This is a genomic window from Agromyces sp. Y182 (genome assembly GCF_059445385.1).
In genome coordinates this window covers 458,928-473,850 of record NZ_JCAIUF010000002.1, presented here as the reverse complement: position 1 = coordinate 473,850, position 14,923 = coordinate 458,928, and the positions used below count along the sequence as shown (strand labels likewise).

Sequence of the window (14,923 nt, the reverse complement as noted above, 5' to 3'; positions counted from 1 at the left end):
TCATGCTAGGAAGCCCGAAGTACCAACACCGCGAAGAAGTGATCGAAATCAACGCAGGCCGAGACAGCGTCACGCTGAACGTCAGCAACACGGGCGATCGCGCAGTGCAGGTCGGATCCCACTTCCACTTCTTCGAGGTGAACAAGGCACTGCTCTTCGAACGCGAGCGGGCGTACGGAATGCACCTGGACATTCCAGCGGGCACCGGCGTTCGGATCGAGCCGGGCGATACCAAGGAAGTGACACTCACCGCGTTCGCCGGTTCACGTCACATCGTGGGGTTCAACGGACTCGTCAACGGCGGTCTCGACTCCGCGGCAACGAGGATCAAGGCAGTCGCACTGATGAACGAGCTGCATTACCAGAACGGAAAGCCGAAAGCTCGCACCAGTACTGCGAACCGCAGTGCAGCCGCAAAGGGGAAGAAGTAATGGCGATCATCTCTCGCAAGCAGTACACGGATCTCTACGGACCCACCGTTGGCGACCGGGTGCAGCTGGCCGACACCAATCTCGTCATCGAGATCGAAAAGGACTACAACGAGGGCCACTATGGGGACGAGATCGTCTACGGCGGAGGAAAGACCGCCCGCGACGGAATGGGCGCGGATCCTCAGGCCACCGGAGCTCAAGGGGTGCTCGATCTCGTGATCACCAACGCGGTCATCCTCGACCCCATCCTCGGGGTGGTCAAAGGCGACATCGGAATCCGCGACGGCAAGATCGTCGGTATCGGCAAGTCGGGCAACCCGCACCTGCAGGGAGGCGTCGACCCACGGCTGATCGTCGGGCCCGGCACCGAACTCCTCGCCGGCGAGCACCTGATCGCCACTGCGGGAGGCATCGACGCCCACGTGCACTACGTGTCACCGCAGCAGGCGGAGGCAGCTCTGTCGAACGGGATCACCACACTGTTCGGTGGCGGCACCGGTCCGACCGATGGCACCAACGGTGTCACCACGACCCCGGGTGTCTGGAACCTCCATCGGATGCTCGAGGCGGCGGATGGCCTGGGCGTCAACACCGGATTCCTCGGCAAAGGCAACGGCTCCCTTCCCGACGCGCTGATCGAGCAGATCGAGGGCGGCGCCGCCGGGCTCAAGGTCCACGAGGACTATGGAGCAACCCCAGCGGCACTCAGCAACGCGCTCGACGTCGCCGACCGCTACGACGTGCAGGTCTCGGTGCACACCGACAGCCTGAACGAATCGGGCTTCGTCGAGAACACGCTCGATGCCATCAACGGTCGAACGATCCACACCTTCCACTCGGAGGGTGCGGGTGGTGGGCACGCCCCCGACATCCTGAAGATCACGGGATACCCGAACGTACTGCCGTCGTCGACGAACCCGACGCTGCCGTACACGGTCAACTCGGTCGACGAACTGCTCGACATGGTCATGGTGTGCCACCACCTCTCGCACGATATCCCCGAGGATGTCTCGTTCGCCGACTCTCGAGTCAGGGCCGAGACGATCGCTGCTGAGACCGTGCTCCACGACGAAGGTGTGATCTCGATCGTCTCCTCCGACTCGCAAGCGATGGGCCGGGTGGGAGAGTCGTTCATGCGAACCTTCCAGGTCGCGCACCACAACAAGGACCAGCGCGGAAAGCTCCCTGAGGACTCGAAGGACAACGACAACTTCCGCGTCCTGCGCTACCTCGCCAAGATCACCATCAATCCGGCAATCACGCAGGGAATCTCCGACTACATCGGTTCGCTCGAAGACGGCAAGATCGCCGACATCGTGTTGTGGCCGGTCGACTCGTTCGCCGTCAAGCCCAAGCTGATCGTGAAGGGCGGTCTCATCAACTGGGCGCTGATGGGCGAGCCGAACGCCTCGCTGCCGACGCCGCAGCCGGTCTTCTACCGGCCGATGTTCGGATCGTACGGCAAGGCGCAGACGAGCACGCGCATCACTTTCATGTCGAAGGCGGCCATCGCCAACGGGGTGCCGGAGAAGCTCGGCCTGGAAAGCATGATCCTGCCGGTCAAACGCACCCGTGAGCTCGGAAAGGAACACATGGTGCGAAACGGTGTCACGCCGGTCGTCGAGGTCAACCCCGAGACCTACAAGGTTACGTACGACGGCAAGCCGGCGACGATCGAGCCGGCGAAGTCCCTTCCACTCACGCAGCTGTTCTTCCTTGCGTGAGGTCGGAATGGGGGTCTCGGAAGTGCAGCAGCTGCTGACGAGTCTGCAGTTCTCCGACTCCGCGTTCCCCAGCGGCTTCTACACGATGTCGCACGGGCTCGAAGGGTACCGTCAGGCGCATCTGGTCGGCCCGGGCGATGTGCAGGAACTGTTGACCGAACTGCTCGTGCACTCCGTGGGCCCCGGCGATGCGACTGCACTCGCCGGGGCCCACCGCGCGGCATCCGTGTCGGACTGGAACCGCGTCGAGGAGATCGACCAGTTGTTGTTCGCCTCGAAACTGAACGCGGAAATGCGCACGGCCTCCGTGCGGAGCGGGCATCAGTTCACCGATCTCGCGAGCGAGGTGATCGGTGGGGCCGGGCTCGTAGAGTACGGCCGCCGAGTGACGGCCAGAACGACCCCGGGATGCCAACCGGTCGCGGCGGCGGTCGCGTATGCGGAAAGCGGCGTTGCGACCGAGCGAGCGGTCGTCTCCGACCTGTTCGCCTTCTCGGTGAGTTTCGTCGGCGCCGGACTCAGGCTCCGGCTCACCGACCACCGGAAGGCCCAGGTGATCCTGCGCGCGATCGCACCCGTCATCGAGGAGGTCGCCGGCGACGCGCTTGCACGAGACCCCGACGAGCTCGGCGGGTGCGCACCGGTAGCCGACATCATGTCGGCCCAGCACGAACGGGCCGAGGCGCGGCTCTTCGCCAGTTGACCGAACGGAACGAGCACGTGATCAAACGTCGAAGCAACGAAGAGGGAATGAGGAGCTCATGAGCGACAACGTCTTGAGAATCGGCATCGGGGGACCGGTCGGATCGGGCAAGACCGCGCTGACGGAAGCGCTGGTGCCGATCTTGATCGCAGCCGGGCGCACGCCGGGTGTCATCACGAATGACATCTACACCCAGGAGGACGCCCACCACGTGCGTCGTGAGCTCGCGGGAATCCTCGACCCCGAGCGTGTGGTCGGAGTCGAGACCGGCGCATGCCCGCACACGGCCGTGCGGGACGATCCGACGATGAACCTCGCAGTCGGGGCCGAGATGCTCGAGCGCTTCCCTGACATCGACACGCTCATCTACGAGTCGGGCGGGGACAACCTCACGCTGACATTCTCGCCCGCCCTCGCCGATATCTTCATCTTCGTGCTCGACACCGCGGAGGGAGAGAAGATGCCGCGCAAGCGCGGCCCTGGCATCACCGACTCCGACATCCTCGTCATCAACAAGATCGACATCGCGCAATACGTGCGCACCGACCTCGCGGTGATGGAGAGCGATGCCCATCGCGTACGCGAAGGCCGGCCCGTCGCCTTGACGAACTCACTGACCGGCGAAGGGCTGGAGGAGCTCCACGCCGAGATCATGGCGCAGTGGAACGGCAGCAGATCCGAGCTCGTCGGATGAGCGTGACCGTCCCCGTGACGCCTGCCCCGGAGTTCCCGGGAGGGTACCGGCTCCGGCCCGAGCACTACGAGCCCCGCCGGGTTCCGGCGGAGGTGCTCCGGCACGCCGGCACGCCGGAGATGCTCCCGGTCGGGAGCCCGGGAAAGGTCGGGGTGCTGCAACTGCGCTTCGAGCGCACGGGGCCGCGTACCGAGCTCGTCTCGCATTATCAGAAGTCGCCGCTGCAGATCATGCGCCCGCTCTACTTCGACCCCGAGCGACCCGACATGCCGCACACCTACCTGATGTCGACGGGTGGCGGCATCGTGCAGGGAGACCGGCTGCGGACCGATCTCGAGTTCGGGCCGGAGACGTCGGCTCATATCACCACGCAAGCACAGACGCGCGTGTACAAGTCGGAAACCGACTATGCCTCCGCGATCATGAACCTCACGGTGGAGGCGTCGGCATTCGTCGAGTACCTTCCCGACCCGGTCGTGCCGTTCGCCGGTTCGCGGTTCACCCAGCAGACGTCGGTCGTGCTCGACGAGACCGCCACACTCGTGGTCGGGGAGCAGGTATACGCGGGCAGGCTCGCGTACAACGAACGTCACGACTACGAAGTGTTCGCGTCGGACTTCGAGGTGCGACGGCCGGGGGGCCGTATCGTCGCCGTCGACCGGGTGCGCCTCTGCCCCGAGAGCAGGGGCGTCGGCGGCACCGCGGTGCTCGCCGATCACGACATCCTCATCTCGTTGTACGTCTTCACACCGCTCGTTCCGCCGGCCGAGATCGCGGATTGCCTGCGAGGGGTGCTCGACGGCATGGCCGACGACGACCTCGTCTTCGGCGTGAGCGCGCTGCCGGGTGATACGGGCGCCTGGATGCGACTGGTCGGAAACGACCCGGTCGCCGTCGCGCGGGCATGGAGCACGACATCCGCTGCAGTACACGAACTGCTGACCGGCCGCCGCGCACCGAAGTCGAGAAAGACCTGAGAGAAGGAGCAGACATCATGAAGATTCAGCGTTCATCTCCTGTACGGCGGTTCCGCAGCGAAGGGCCACGACCATGACCACGGCATCGGCGTCGGCACCGACGCACGTCGGGTCGTTCCAGAACTGGCTGCTGGCATTCGTCCATGGCCCCTCGCAGATCTACTTCCAAGCGAACATCTGGACGGGGTTGCTCATCCTCGCCGCGTTCGTGGTCGCCGACTGGCGCATGGCGATACTCGTGGTACTCGGCTGCGCGGCGAGCATGCTCGCCGGTCGATGGCTCGGGGCGAAGCCCGATAATGTCGTCGCCGGCATGCAGGGCTTCTGCGGGGCACTCGTCGGAGCCGCGACCTTCTCGGCGCTCGGGGGCGATCAGTGGGCCAGCTATCCGATCGCGATCGTGGGCGGGCTGATCTGCGCCCCCGTGACGTGGTTCGTGGTCTGGGTCTTCGCACTGAAGCCGATGCAGCGGTTCGCGCTGCCGTCGACCACCGCGCCGTTCTGCATCGTGGCGACGGGCATCCTGCTCACGACGGTTCCGCTGCACGTGAGTTCAGCGCCGCTGACCGTAGCCGACTCGGCCGTCGAGGCGTTCTTCCGTTCGCTCTTGACGAACGTGTCGCAGGTCGTGCTGATCGACAACATCTGGTCGGGCGCGCTGATCCTCATCGGCCTGTTCATCGCAAGCTGGAAGGTCGGAGTCGCCGCAGTCGTGGGAAGCGTCGTCGGCAGCCTGTGCGCGCTCGCGGTGGGGGAGACCCTCACCGAGACGGCGAACGGTCTCGCCGGTTACTCGGGCGTGCTGACCGCGATCGCACTCGCGGTGGTGTTCCTGCAGTCGAGCACCATCTCATGGATTCTCGCGGTGATCGGCACCATCGTGACCGCGTTCGTGACCCTCGGCATGCATCACCTGTCGGGGCCGACGTACACGTGGCCGTACATCCTCACGACCTGGGTGTTCTTGATCATCGCGGCGTTCATTCCGCAGGCCAAACGCACCTGATCGGGCGACGTCAGGAGCTCAGCGGCGACCGTCGGGAACTCAGATCGAGAGGCCGATCCAGAACCCGAGGCCTGAGGCTGCGACGCTGAACACGAGCATGAGAACGCCGCTCATGAACGACTGTGCATACCGTCGCTGCTTGATCAGTTGAACCGTCTCGTAGCTCGCCGTGCTGAACGTCGTGTAGCCGCCGAGGAAGCCCGTGCCGATGATGACGCTGAGGTCGGTCGGCAGGAGGTGCGTCATCGTGAGTCCGGTGATGAAGCCGAGCACGAGGGATCCCGACACGTTGATGATGGTCGTCGCCCATGGGAACGCCGTGTGCAAGTGCGAACGGATCGCCCCGTCGACGAGGAAACGCACGCCAGCGCCGATTCCGCCGGCGACGGCGAGCAGGAGGAGGAGCCAGAAGGTCATGAGGTGGCCTCCGCCTTCGTCGTACGCGCCTTCCGCGAGCTGTACGCGGAACCGGCGATGATGCCGAGCCAGGTTGCGAAACCGCCCACGACGACGGTGCCGAGTGCGTAGAGCACCGATGTCCCCACTGAGCCGTGATGTATGAGGACCACAGTGTCGGTCGCCAGCGAGCTGTAGGTGGTGAACCCGCCGCAGAATCCGGTTCCGAGCAGGAGCTTGAGGTTCTTCGCCGTCGAACTGGCGGAGCCGAGGAAGGTCACTCCGGAGTAGAGATACCCGAGGAGGAAGGCACCAACGACGTTGATGATGGGAATCGCGATCGGAACGTCGCCGAGATTCGGGATCGCGAGCGAGAGCAGTTCGCGCGATGCGGCTCCGAAGGCTCCGCCCAGCACGACGAGACCGATCGGCGCCCACCTGAGGTGCGGCGGCCGGGCGGGGGCCATCAGTCGCTGCCCGGGAGCGGTGACGGGATGTCGGGGGCTCGCGCGGGGATGATGACGACCGGGCGCAGCTGCTGATGCGCCAGCTGCACGCCGATCGAACGGTTGAAGAACTCCTGGATGCTTCCCCCGATCGAGTGCTCATGACTCCCGACCACGATCATCGACGCGTCGAGAGTGTCTCCCAGATGCCCGAGCGCACGCGCGACGTCGCCGGCCAGCACGAGCGGGCGCCAGGCGACATCCGAATCAGTGAGGATCTCACTCAGCGCTGCTGCGAGTTTCGCGTCGAACTCGGTCTCGCGTTCGTCGGCGTAGTCGGGGTCGAGCGAGGAACTCGCGATTGAACCGTCGACGGCTTCCGAAGTGGCGAATCGTGCCGGGTTGACGTGGGCGCACACGAGTTCGGTGCCGAATCGCTTCGCGAAGGCCGCCGCGCGGAGAACGACGACCGGAGGCTGGCCGGGTGCCACACCGACTACGACCGGATGCGAGTGATGACTTTCCCCCCGAAACGTCATGTTCGTGATGCTACGCGGGTGCAACGGCGGGGTCAATGGACCGGTGCCCGCACCCGTGACCTGCCCGTCACGACGATGAACGACTCAGCGGGGCGTCGATCCGGACCGCGTCCGCAAGCCGAGCAGAGCGAGCACGTTCGAGAGGTCGGGGCGGTCGATCGCGACATCCGCCTGGGCTCGAACGATCTGCTTCGCGCAGAACGCGACACCGAGAGCCGCGCGGTCGAGCATCTGCAGGTCGTTCGCGCCGTCGCCCACCGCGACGGTTCGGCGCAACGGGATGCCGCTCACTGCAGCCCACTCCTCGAGCGCCGAGGCCTTGGCTGCGGCGTCGATGATCGGCCCGTCGACGCGGCCCGTGAGGCGGCCGTCAGCCATCTCGAGCCGATTCGCTCGGCAGAAGTCCAAGCCGAGCTCCTCGGCCAGCGGGTCGAGGAGCTCGTGGAATCCGCCCGAGACCACACCGACGCGACCGCCGGCAGCGTGCACGCCCTCGATGAGCTCCAACGCGCCCGGCGTGGCTGTCATGCGTTCGCGTGCGGCGGCGAGCGCCGAGACATCGAGCCCGGCGAGGGTCGCGACCCGTTCGCGCAGACTCTCGGCGAAGTCGAGCTCACCGCGCATGGCGCGTTCGGTCACGGCGGCCACGTGCTCGAGGCTGCCGGCCGCTTCGGCGAGCAGCTCGATCGCCTCTTCGCGGATGAGTGTGGAATCCGCATCGAGCACGACGAGGGGGCCGCTCGCGCGGCCGGTGGTGCCGGCGCTCACGCGCTGGCCCGAACCCTGGAACCCTTGCCGACCACGGTGATGCCGCTGTCGGTCACGATGAAGCCGCGGGCGAGGTCTTCAGCGCGGTCGACGCCGATGCGGGCGCCCGCATCGACGACGACCTCTTTATCGAGGATCGCACGCTGCACGGTGGCGCCGGCGTCGATGCGCGCCCGGTCGAAGAGGATCGAGTCGGCCACGTGCGCGCCCGAGCCGACGATCGCCCACGGCCCGATGACGCTGCGTTCGACGTGCGCGCCCGAGATCACCGAACCGAGCGAGACGATCGAGTCGATCACGGTGCCGAGCGTGCCGCGGGCGTCGCGCGTGAACTTGGCGGGCGGCGAATTGAGCTGCTGGCTGAAGATCGGCCACTCGCGGTTGTAGAGGTTGAAGACGGGCAGCACCGAAATGAGGTCTTGGTGGGCTTCGAAGAAGGAGTCGATGGTTCCGACGTCACGCCAGTAGTACCGATCGCGGTCGGTCGAGCCCGGCACGTCGTTGCGCTGAAGATCGTAGACGCCGGCGGCACCCTGCGAGACGAACGCCGGGATGATGTCGCCGCCCATGTCGTGGCTGGAGTCGGTGCGTTCCCCGTCGCGGAGCACCGCGTCGATGAGAGCGTCGGCGTCGAACACGTAGTTGCCCATCGAGGCGAGCACCTCTTGCGGCGAGTCGGGGAGGCCGACCGGGTCACTCGGCTTCTCGAGGAACCGGTGGATGCGTGTCGGGTGCGATGGGTCGACCTCGATGACGCCGAACTGGTCGGCGAGTGAGATCGGTTGACGGATCGCGGCGACCGTTGCCGCCGCGCCGGACTCGATGTGCGCGTCGATCATCTGGTCGAAGTCCATGCGGTAGACGTGATCGGCACCGACGACGACGATGATGTCGGGGCGCTCATCGTAGATGAGGTTGAGACTCTGGAGGATGGCATCGGCCGAACCCGAGAACCAGCGCTTCCCGAGGCGTTGCTGGGCCGGCACCGAGGCGACGTAGGAGTTCAGGAGCCCGCTCAGACGCCAGGTCTGCGAGACGTGGCGATCGAGACTGTGCGACTTGTACTGGGTGAGCACGACGATCTGCCGCAAGCCCGAGTTCAGCAGATTCGACAGGGCGAAGTCGATCAGCCGGTACTGCCCGGCGAACGGCACCGCCGGCTTCGCGCGATCCTCCGTGAGGGGCATGAGTCGCTTGCCCTCGCCGCCGGCGAGGACGATGCCGAATACCTTGCGCGTCGCCATGCCACAACTGTAGCCAGCGGCGGGCGCGAACGGGCAGCGAAGTCGGGGCGTGACGGATGCCGCTGCGCTACGTTTGCTGCATGCGCGTCGACCTGCTCACCCGCGAATACCCGCCCGAGGTCTACGGGGGCGCCGGTGTGCACGTCGCCGAACTCGTGCGCGCCCTGCGCCGTTCGATCGACGTGCAGGTGCGCTGCTTCGGATCGCCGCGCACTGAACCGGGCACGACCGGCTACCCGACACCGGCGGAGTTCTCCGCTGCGAATCCGGCGCTCGGCACGATGAGCGTCGACCTGCTCATGGCGGGCGATGCGGCCGGTGCCGATCTCGTGCATTCGCATACCTGGTACGCGAACTTCGCCGGGTTCACGGCGAAACGACTGCACGGCGTGCCACACGTCGTGACCGCGCACAGCCTCGAGCCGCTGCGGCCGTGGAAGGCCGAACAACTCGGCGGCGGGTACCGGCTCTCATCGTGGGTCGAGCGCGCCGCCTTCGAAGACGCCGACGCGGTCGTCGCTGTCAGCGAGGGCATGCGCCGCGACATCCTTCGTGCCTATCCCTCCGTCGATCCCGAGCGAGTCGACGTGGTCTACAACGGCATCGACCTCGTCGACTGGGCGCCGCGGGACGATCCCGACACGGTTCGCGCGCTCGGCGTCGACCCCGACCGGCCGTCGATCGTCTTCGTCGGGCGCATCACCAGGCAGAAGGGGCTTCCGTACCTCCTTCGCGCCGCGCGCCTGCTGCCCGCCGACGTGCAACTCGTGTTGTGCGCCGGCGCTCCCGACACCGAAGAGATCATGGCCGAGGTCACATCGTCGGTCGAGGCCCTTCGCGCGGAACGGGGCGGCGTCGTGTGGATCGACCGGCACCTGCCGCGCACCGAACTCACCGCCCTTCTCACTGCTGCGACGGCGTTCGTCTGCCCATCGATCTACGAGCCGCTCGGCATCGTGAACCTCGAGGCGATGGCCTGCGGGGCGCCGGTGGTCGGCACCGCGACCGGCGGCATTCCCGAGGTCGTCGACGACGGCGTCACCGGCGTGCTGGTGCCGATCGAGCAGCTCGACGACGGGACAGGAACGCCCGTCGATCCCGATCGATTCGTCGCCGACCTCGCGGCGGCGCTCACCGCGGTCGTCGCCGACCCCACGCGTGCCGCGGCAATGGGCGCGGCCGGCCGACGGCGCGCCGAGACGCACTTCGGCTGGACGGCGATAGCCGAGCGTACCCTCGAGCTCTACGAGCGGGTGCTCGCCCGCTGAGCCGTGGGCGGCGCGCACGGCTCGCACGGCGCGTCTCCTGCACCGAGCGACCTCCTCGCTGCCGATAGCATGGGACGCATGGCGAGCACGGTTCTGCAGTTCCACGATGTGTCGGTGGTCCGCAATGGCAACACGATCCTCGACTCGGTCGACTGGAGCGTCGCCTCCGACGAACGGTGGGTCATCCTCGGTCCCAATGGGGCAGGCAAGACGACGCTGCTGCAGATCGCCGCGGCGGCGATGCACCCCACGTCGGGCAAAGCAGATGTGCTGCAGGAGTCGCTCGGCAAGGTCGACGTCTTCGAACTGCGACCCATGATCGGCTTCGCCTCGACCGCGATGGCCCGCAAGATCCCGCGCAACGAGACCGTGCTCGACGTCGTGCTGACGGCCGCATACTCGGTCACCGGCCGCTGGAACGAGGAGTACGAGTCGATCGACCTCCGCCGTGCCCAGCGAGTGCTCAACGAGTGGGGCCTCGACGGCTTCGCCGAACGCCGATTCGGCAGCCTCTCCGACGGCGAGCAGAAGCGAGTGCAGATCGCACGCTCCGTCATGACCGACCCCGAACTACTGCTCCTCGACGAGCCCGCCGCGAGCCTCGACCTCGGGGCGCGCGAAGAGCTCGTCGGGCTGCTCGGTGGCTACGCCGCTTCGTCTGCGTCACCCGCGATCGTCATGGTGACCCACCACGTCGAAGAGATCCCCGTCGGCTTCACTCACGCGCTCCTCCTCAAGAAGGGCGGCATCGTGACCGCTGGCCCGCTCGCCGAGGCACTCACGGCCGACAACCTCACCGAGGCGTTCGGCATGAAGATCGAGCTCGTCGAGACCGATGGCCGGTACGCAGCTCGCGCGGTATGACCGACCTTCGCGATCGATTCTGCTAGAATCGGTAGCTGGCCCATGGGCTGCAACACTTTCCTGCGTGCGCGCAGGCTTCGAATCCACCATACGCAGAGCAAGGAAGTCTCCATGAAGACCGACATCCACCCCGAGTACAACGCAATCGTCTTCCGCGACCTCGCTTCGGGCGCCACCTTCCTCACCCGTTCGACGACGACGAGCGACAAGACGATCGAGCTCGACGGTGTCACCTACCCGGTGATCGACGTCGAGATCTCGTCGGAGTCGCACCCGTTCTACACGGGCAAGCAGCGCATCATGGACTCGGCCGGCCGCGTCGAGAAGTTCAACCAGCGCTTCAAGAACTTCGGCAAGTAACACCTGCCGACGAAAGAGGCTCCGCCCACTGGCGGGGCCTCTTCGTCTGCTCACGGGCGGCAGCGCGTGGCATCGTGTTAGCGTCGCCGCATGCCGGCATCCTCACGCATCCGCACGGGCGTGACCCGAGCGCTCGAGTTGCCCTCGATCGCCGGCGAACGCGTCGCGCTCCGCGCGTTCCTCGACGATGACGTCGACACGGTGCGCGAGGCTTCGCGGGACTCGCTGATCCCCGACGTGACCTCCGTTCCGCGAGACGCCGACCGTCGCGGTGCGCGTGCGTACATCGCGCGCCAGCATCGACGTCTCGGCTCGGGCACGGGGTACTCGTTCGCGATCGCGGACCCTGTCGAGCGCGCCATCGGACAGATCGGGCTCTGGCCCGTTCGCGAAGACCCGGGGCGGGCGAGCATCGGGTACTGGATCGCCCCGTCAGCGCGCGGTCGAGGCTACGCGACCGAGGCGCTGCAAGCGCTCAGCACGTGGGCGTGGAGCCTGCCGTCGCTCGAGCGCCTCGAACTGTTCGTAGAGCCCTGGAACACCGGCTCGTGGAAGACAGCCGAGGCGGCCGGGTTCGAGCGCGAGGGACTATTGCGATCGTGGCGCGTGATCCGCTCGGTGCGACGCGACCTGTTCGTCTATTCGCAGCTCCGCGAAGCGGCGCAGTCGGTCGACGGCTCAGCGCACCGGCCACGCGCCTGAAGTGGTGAACTCGGGCTCGCCGTTCTTGCGGCGCCACTGCTGGTAGCTCTCGGCCTGCTCGCGACTCCAGTCGACCTGGCGCGCGTGCAGTTCGGCGACGGCCACGGCGGCGAGTTCGGGGTATGCGCGAGCGATGGCCTGAGCCACCCGGCCCGCAGCCACGGCGTCGGCACCGGCGTCGTGGGCGTCTTCGAGCACCACGCCGTAGTGCTCGGCAGCGGCCGAGAGCGTGCGCTTGCCGCGCCGGTAGCGGTCGACGGCCTTGTCGATCACGAGCGGGTCGATGACCGCTCCCGGGCCGGCCAGTTGAGCGATGCCGTACCGGGCGGCCTCGCGTTCGAGGGTCGTCAGATCGTACGCGGCGTTGTAGGCGACGATCGGCAGCCCGCGCCCCGCGGCATCCGTCAGCGCTTCGATGATCTCGGCGATCGCGCTCGGCGCAGACTGCCCCTCGAGTCGCGCACGCTCGGTGCTGACTCCGTGAATCAGCGATGCGGCAGTGGGAATCTCGATGCCCGGATCGACGAGCCACTCACGTCGCTCGAGCACTTCTCCATCGGCGCCGAGTACTCCGACGTGCGCCGTGACGATGCGGCACGTGTCGACGTCGATGCCGGTCGTCTCGAGGTCGAAAACGGCGAGTGTGTCAGCCCAGCGGGCTCCCGTGAGATCCATGGCGTCAGGTTATGGTCGGCCACCGTCATCGCCGCGCCGGGAGCACGCGTGTCGGCGGCATCCGTTCGGGCGCGGCTCTCCACAGCACTCAGTCTCGTGCAGGCGACGCGCCATAGAATGGCAGCGATGATCACCTCCCCGTACGCCGAGCAGCTCGCTCGCATCCCCGTGCGGGCGCACCGCGTCGACGTCGAGGGCACCGAGACCGCCTGGTGGGAGTACGGCGAAGCGCATGCCCCGGTACTCGTGCTCGTGCACGGGTTCCGCGGCGACCATCACGGCCTCGAACCGGTGGTGGCCCAGCTTCCAGGCTTCCGCATCATCTCGCCCGACCTTCCGGGATTCGGCGAGTCGGCGACGTTCTCGGCTCGACCGCACGACATCGCGTCGTACACCGACTGGCTCGGCGCGTTCATCGACGCCATCGGCATCACCGGGCCCTACGTACTGCTCGGCCATTCGTTCGGCTCGATCGTGTCTGCGGCGGCCGTCGCAGGCGGGCTCGCACCCGAGCGACTCGTGCTCGTGAACCCGATCGGCGCACCGGCGCTCGAAGGGCCGCGCGGCGTCATGACCCGACTGGCGGTGCTCTACTACCGCACGGCCGCGGCACTGCCCGAGCGGGCGGGGTTCGCGCTGCTGCGCAACGGCGCCATCGTGCGCATCATGAGCGTCACGATGGCCAAGACGCGATCGAAGTCGCTCCGGCGATGGATCCACGACCAGCACGACCGATACTTCTCGGCGTTCGGCGATCGCGACGCCGTGCTCGAAGCCTTCCGTGCGTCGGTCGGCAACGACGTCAGCCAGTTCGCGGCCGACATCGCCGCGCCGACCCTGCTCGTCGCCGCCGCGCGAGACGATGTCACGCCGCTCTCGGCCCAGCAGCGGCTCGTGACGCTCTTTCCCGATGCGAGCCTCGAGGTGATCCCCGAGGTGGGCCACCTCATCCACTACGAGACGCCCGGCGATGCCGCGTCCCGCATCCTGCGGTTTCTCCGCGCGGAGGCGCGCGCGTGAGAATCGTCGTCGACTGCCGCTACACCCGCATCGGTCAGCACGACGGCATCAGCCGATTCACCGCGGGCATCGTGACCGAGCTGGGCAAGCGGCATCCACTCACCATGCTCGTCAGCGATCACCGCCAGCTCGACATGCTGCCCGAGCTGCCGTGGCAGCTCGTGAGTTCACCCACGAGCATCCGTGAGCCGCTCGTGGCGTTGCAGGTCAAGAAGCTGCGACCCGACGTGGTGTTCACGCCGATGCAGACCATGGGCTCGTGGGGGCGCGACTACAAGCTGCTGCTCACCCTGCACGACCTCATCTACTACGAGAACCGCACGCCGCCGCGCGATCTCCCCGCCCCGGTGCGCCTGCTCTGGCGGCTCTACCACCTCGCGTGGTGGCCGCAGCGCCTCTTGCTGAACCGCGCCGACCACATCGTCACGGTGTCCGAGACGACCGCCGGGCTCATCCACGAGCACCACCTCACTGATCGACCGGTCACCGTCGTGCCGAACGCCGCCGACGACTTCGGTGCGCCCTCGCTGCCGCGTGTGCGCCCAGAAGGTCACCGGCTCGTCTACATGGGCTCGTACATGCCCTATAAGAACGTCGACACCCTCGTGCGCGCCGTCGCGGCGCTGCCCGATCACGAGTTGCACCTCGTGAGTCGCATCAGCCGAGCCGAGCGCACCCGACTCACCCGCCTCGCACCGCAGGCCCGGCTCGTCTTCCACGACGGTGCGACGGATGCCGCGTACGCCGAACTGCTCGCCGGCGCCACCGCCCTCGTGCACGCCTCGAAGGCCGAGGGCTTCGGCATCCCGCTCGTCGAGGCCATGAGGCTCGGCACTCCCGTGGTCGTCAGCGACATCCCGATCTTCCGCGAGATCGGCGGCGACGCGGCCGTGTACTTCGACCCCGAGAACCCCGAGTCGCTCGTCGCGGCGCTGTGGTCGCTCGAGCGTACGGGGGAGTGGGAACGGCGCTCGGAGCTGTCCGTCGGCGTCGCGGCACGATACAACTGGGCGGCTTCGGCCGATCGCCTACTCGCCCTGATGCGGGCCACGGTCACCGGCAATGGGCGGCGACGTCGTCGGCGCGCCCGCCGCTGAGCTCGCCGG

18 protein-coding genes are annotated in these 14,923 nt (G+C 67.2%); 12 read left to right on the top strand and 6 right to left on the bottom strand.

Translation table 11 applies throughout. From position 1 onward, the window contains the following. Window positions 1-2: 2 nt before the first annotated feature. The 6 genes from AC1C2R_RS16785 to AC1C2R_RS16760 all read left to right on the top strand — a co-directional run bounded on the left by AC1C2R_RS16785 (window position 3) and on the right by AC1C2R_RS16760 (window position 5,535). Window positions 3-431: an urease subunit beta gene (locus tag AC1C2R_RS16785; RefSeq protein ID WP_495353956.1), complete on the top strand. Its 429-nt coding sequence runs from the start codon at window positions 3-5 to the stop codon at window positions 429-431. Then, window positions 431-2,155, top strand: a complete 1,725-nt coding sequence (gene ureC, locus AC1C2R_RS16780; protein ID WP_495380687.1) for an urease subunit alpha — start codon at window positions 431-433, stop codon at window positions 2,153-2,155. The genes AC1C2R_RS16785 and ureC overlap by 1 nt, the downstream gene beginning before the upstream one ends. A gap of 7 nt (window positions 2,156-2,162) precedes the next feature. After that, window positions 2,163-2,858 (top strand): urease accessory protein UreF, encoded by a 696-nt coding sequence (locus AC1C2R_RS16775; RefSeq protein WP_495353958.1) that lies wholly within the window; start codon window positions 2,163-2,165, stop codon window positions 2,856-2,858. Window positions 2,859-2,916: 58 nt separating this feature from the next. After that, the gene (gene ureG / locus AC1C2R_RS16770; protein ID WP_495353959.1) at window positions 2,917-3,552 is read left to right on the top strand and encodes an urease accessory protein UreG; all 636 of its coding nucleotides are present in this window, start codon (window positions 2,917-2,919) and stop codon (window positions 3,550-3,552) included. A 2-nt stretch (window positions 3,553-3,554) separates the two neighbouring features. Then, window positions 3,555-4,529: an urease accessory protein UreD gene (locus AC1C2R_RS16765; RefSeq protein ID WP_495380686.1), complete on the top strand. Its 975-nt coding sequence runs from the start codon at window positions 3,555-3,557 to the stop codon at window positions 4,527-4,529. A 73-nt stretch (window positions 4,530-4,602) separates the two neighbouring features. After that, entirely contained in the window at window positions 4,603-5,535 is a 933-nt protein-coding gene (locus AC1C2R_RS16760; RefSeq protein WP_495353961.1) for an urea transporter, read from the top strand. Window positions 5,536-5,574: 39 nt separating this feature from the next. On the opposite strand, the gene crcB is transcribed toward AC1C2R_RS16760, so the two are convergent. The 5 genes from crcB to AC1C2R_RS16735 form a co-directional block, all read right to left on the bottom strand. Continuing rightward, window positions 5,575-5,952 carry a fluoride efflux transporter CrcB gene (crcB, locus tag AC1C2R_RS16755; RefSeq protein WP_495353962.1) on the bottom strand — a complete coding sequence of 126 codons (378 nt, stop codon included), beginning with the start codon at window positions 5,950-5,952 and terminating at the stop codon, window positions 5,575-5,577. Continuing rightward, window positions 5,949-6,398 carry a fluoride efflux transporter FluC gene (locus AC1C2R_RS16750; RefSeq protein WP_495380685.1) on the bottom strand — a complete coding sequence of 150 codons (450 nt, stop codon included), beginning with the start codon at window positions 6,396-6,398 and terminating at the stop codon, window positions 5,949-5,951. Before AC1C2R_RS16750 ends, crcB begins: the two co-directional genes overlap by 4 nt. After that, entirely contained in the window at window positions 6,398-6,916 is a 519-nt protein-coding gene (locus tag AC1C2R_RS16745; protein WP_495353964.1) for a universal stress protein, read from the bottom strand. The genes AC1C2R_RS16750 and AC1C2R_RS16745 overlap by 1 nt, the downstream gene beginning before the upstream one ends. A gap of 84 nt (window positions 6,917-7,000) precedes the next feature. Beyond that, window positions 7,001-7,684 carry a phosphoserine phosphatase SerB gene (gene serB / locus AC1C2R_RS16740; RefSeq protein WP_495380684.1) on the bottom strand — a complete coding sequence of 228 codons (684 nt, stop codon included), beginning with the start codon at window positions 7,682-7,684 and terminating at the stop codon, window positions 7,001-7,003. Next, window positions 7,681-8,928: a glucose-1-phosphate adenylyltransferase gene (locus AC1C2R_RS16735; protein WP_495353966.1), complete on the bottom strand. Its 1,248-nt coding sequence runs from the start codon at window positions 8,926-8,928 to the stop codon at window positions 7,681-7,683. The genes serB and AC1C2R_RS16735 overlap by 4 nt, the downstream gene beginning before the upstream one ends. Before the next feature lie 80 nt (window positions 8,929-9,008). Between AC1C2R_RS16735 and glgA the strand changes: the two genes are divergently transcribed. The 4 genes from glgA to AC1C2R_RS16715 all read left to right on the top strand — a co-directional run bounded on the left by glgA (window position 9,009) and on the right by AC1C2R_RS16715 (window position 12,122). Beyond that, the gene (gene glgA, locus AC1C2R_RS16730) at window positions 9,009-10,196 is read left to right on the top strand and encodes a glycogen synthase (RefSeq protein WP_495380683.1); all 1,188 of its coding nucleotides are present in this window, start codon (window positions 9,009-9,011) and stop codon (window positions 10,194-10,196) included. A gap of 78 nt (window positions 10,197-10,274) precedes the next feature. Then, window positions 10,275-11,060 carry an ABC transporter ATP-binding protein gene (locus AC1C2R_RS16725; RefSeq protein WP_495353968.1) on the top strand — a complete coding sequence of 262 codons (786 nt, stop codon included), beginning with the start codon at window positions 10,275-10,277 and terminating at the stop codon, window positions 11,058-11,060. 111 nt (window positions 11,061-11,171) lie between these two features. Next, complete coding sequence (locus tag AC1C2R_RS16720; RefSeq protein ID WP_022892088.1) at window positions 11,172-11,420, top strand: type B 50S ribosomal protein L31; 249 nt, start codon at window positions 11,172-11,174, stop codon at window positions 11,418-11,420. A gap of 90 nt (window positions 11,421-11,510) precedes the next feature. Continuing rightward, a complete protein-coding gene (locus AC1C2R_RS16715) occupies window positions 11,511-12,122 on the top strand; it encodes a GNAT family N-acetyltransferase (RefSeq protein ID WP_495380682.1) in 612 nt (203 codons plus the stop codon). Here AC1C2R_RS16715 and AC1C2R_RS16710 read toward each other — a convergent pair. Continuing rightward, the gene (locus AC1C2R_RS16710) at window positions 12,099-12,797 is read right to left on the bottom strand and encodes an exonuclease domain-containing protein (RefSeq protein WP_495353970.1); all 699 of its coding nucleotides are present in this window, start codon (window positions 12,795-12,797) and stop codon (window positions 12,099-12,101) included. The genes AC1C2R_RS16715 and AC1C2R_RS16710 overlap by 24 nt on opposite strands. 126 nt (window positions 12,798-12,923) lie before the next feature. On the opposite strand from AC1C2R_RS16710, the gene AC1C2R_RS16705 reads away from it, so the two are divergent. Both AC1C2R_RS16705 and AC1C2R_RS16700 read left to right on the top strand, forming a co-directional pair. Then, a complete protein-coding gene (locus tag AC1C2R_RS16705; protein ID WP_495380681.1) occupies window positions 12,924-13,817 on the top strand; it encodes an alpha/beta fold hydrolase in 894 nt (297 codons plus the stop codon). Continuing rightward, on the top strand, window positions 13,814-14,914 hold the full coding sequence (locus AC1C2R_RS16700; RefSeq protein ID WP_495353972.1) for a glycosyltransferase family 4 protein: 1,101 nt from the start codon (window positions 13,814-13,816) through the stop codon (window positions 14,912-14,914). The genes AC1C2R_RS16705 and AC1C2R_RS16700 overlap by 4 nt, the downstream gene beginning before the upstream one ends. The last annotated feature ends 9 nt before the right edge of the window (window positions 14,915-14,923 follow it).

Bases quoted from the DNA above. Each gene is read 5' to 3' on its own strand.
- AC1C2R_RS16775 (WP_495353958.1), top strand. From the start codon at position 2,163: ATGGGGGTCTCGGAAGTGCAGCAGCTGCTGACGAGTCTGCAGTTCTCC.
- AC1C2R_RS16715 (WP_495380682.1), top strand. From the start codon at position 11,511: ATGCCGGCATCCTCACGCATCCGCACGGGCGTGACCCGAGCGCTCGAG.
- AC1C2R_RS16720 (WP_022892088.1), top strand. From the start codon at position 11,172: ATGAAGACCGACATCCACCCCGAGTACAACGCAATCGTCTTCCGCGAC.
- AC1C2R_RS16705 (WP_495380681.1), top strand. From the start codon at position 12,924: ATGATCACCTCCCCGTACGCCGAGCAGCTCGCTCGCATCCCCGTGCGG.
- ureG (WP_495353959.1), top strand. From the start codon at position 2,917: ATGAGCGACAACGTCTTGAGAATCGGCATCGGGGGACCGGTCGGATCG.
- AC1C2R_RS16735 (WP_495353966.1), bottom strand. From the start codon at position 8,928: ATGGCGACGCGCAAGGTATTCGGCATCGTCCTCGCCGGCGGCGAGGGC.
- crcB (WP_495353962.1), bottom strand. From the start codon at position 5,952: ATGACCTTCTGGCTCCTCCTCCTGCTCGCCGTCGCCGGCGGAATCGGC.
- AC1C2R_RS16760 (WP_495353961.1), top strand. From the start codon at position 4,603: ATGACCACGGCATCGGCGTCGGCACCGACGCACGTCGGGTCGTTCCAG.
- AC1C2R_RS16710 (WP_495353970.1), bottom strand. From the start codon at position 12,797: ATGGATCTCACGGGAGCCCGCTGGGCTGACACACTCGCCGTTTTCGAC.
- ureC (WP_495380687.1), top strand. From the start codon at position 431: ATGGCGATCATCTCTCGCAAGCAGTACACGGATCTCTACGGACCCACC.
- AC1C2R_RS16750 (WP_495380685.1), bottom strand. From the start codon at position 6,398: ATGGCCCCCGCCCGGCCGCCGCACCTCAGGTGGGCGCCGATCGGTCTC.
- AC1C2R_RS16785 (WP_495353956.1), top strand. From the start codon at position 3: ATGCTAGGAAGCCCGAAGTACCAACACCGCGAAGAAGTGATCGAAATC.
- AC1C2R_RS16745 (WP_495353964.1), bottom strand. From the start codon at position 6,916: ATGACGTTTCGGGGGGAAAGTCATCACTCGCATCCGGTCGTAGTCGGT.
- AC1C2R_RS16725 (WP_495353968.1), top strand. From the start codon at position 10,275: ATGGCGAGCACGGTTCTGCAGTTCCACGATGTGTCGGTGGTCCGCAAT.
- glgA (WP_495380683.1), top strand. From the start codon at position 9,009: ATGCGCGTCGACCTGCTCACCCGCGAATACCCGCCCGAGGTCTACGGG.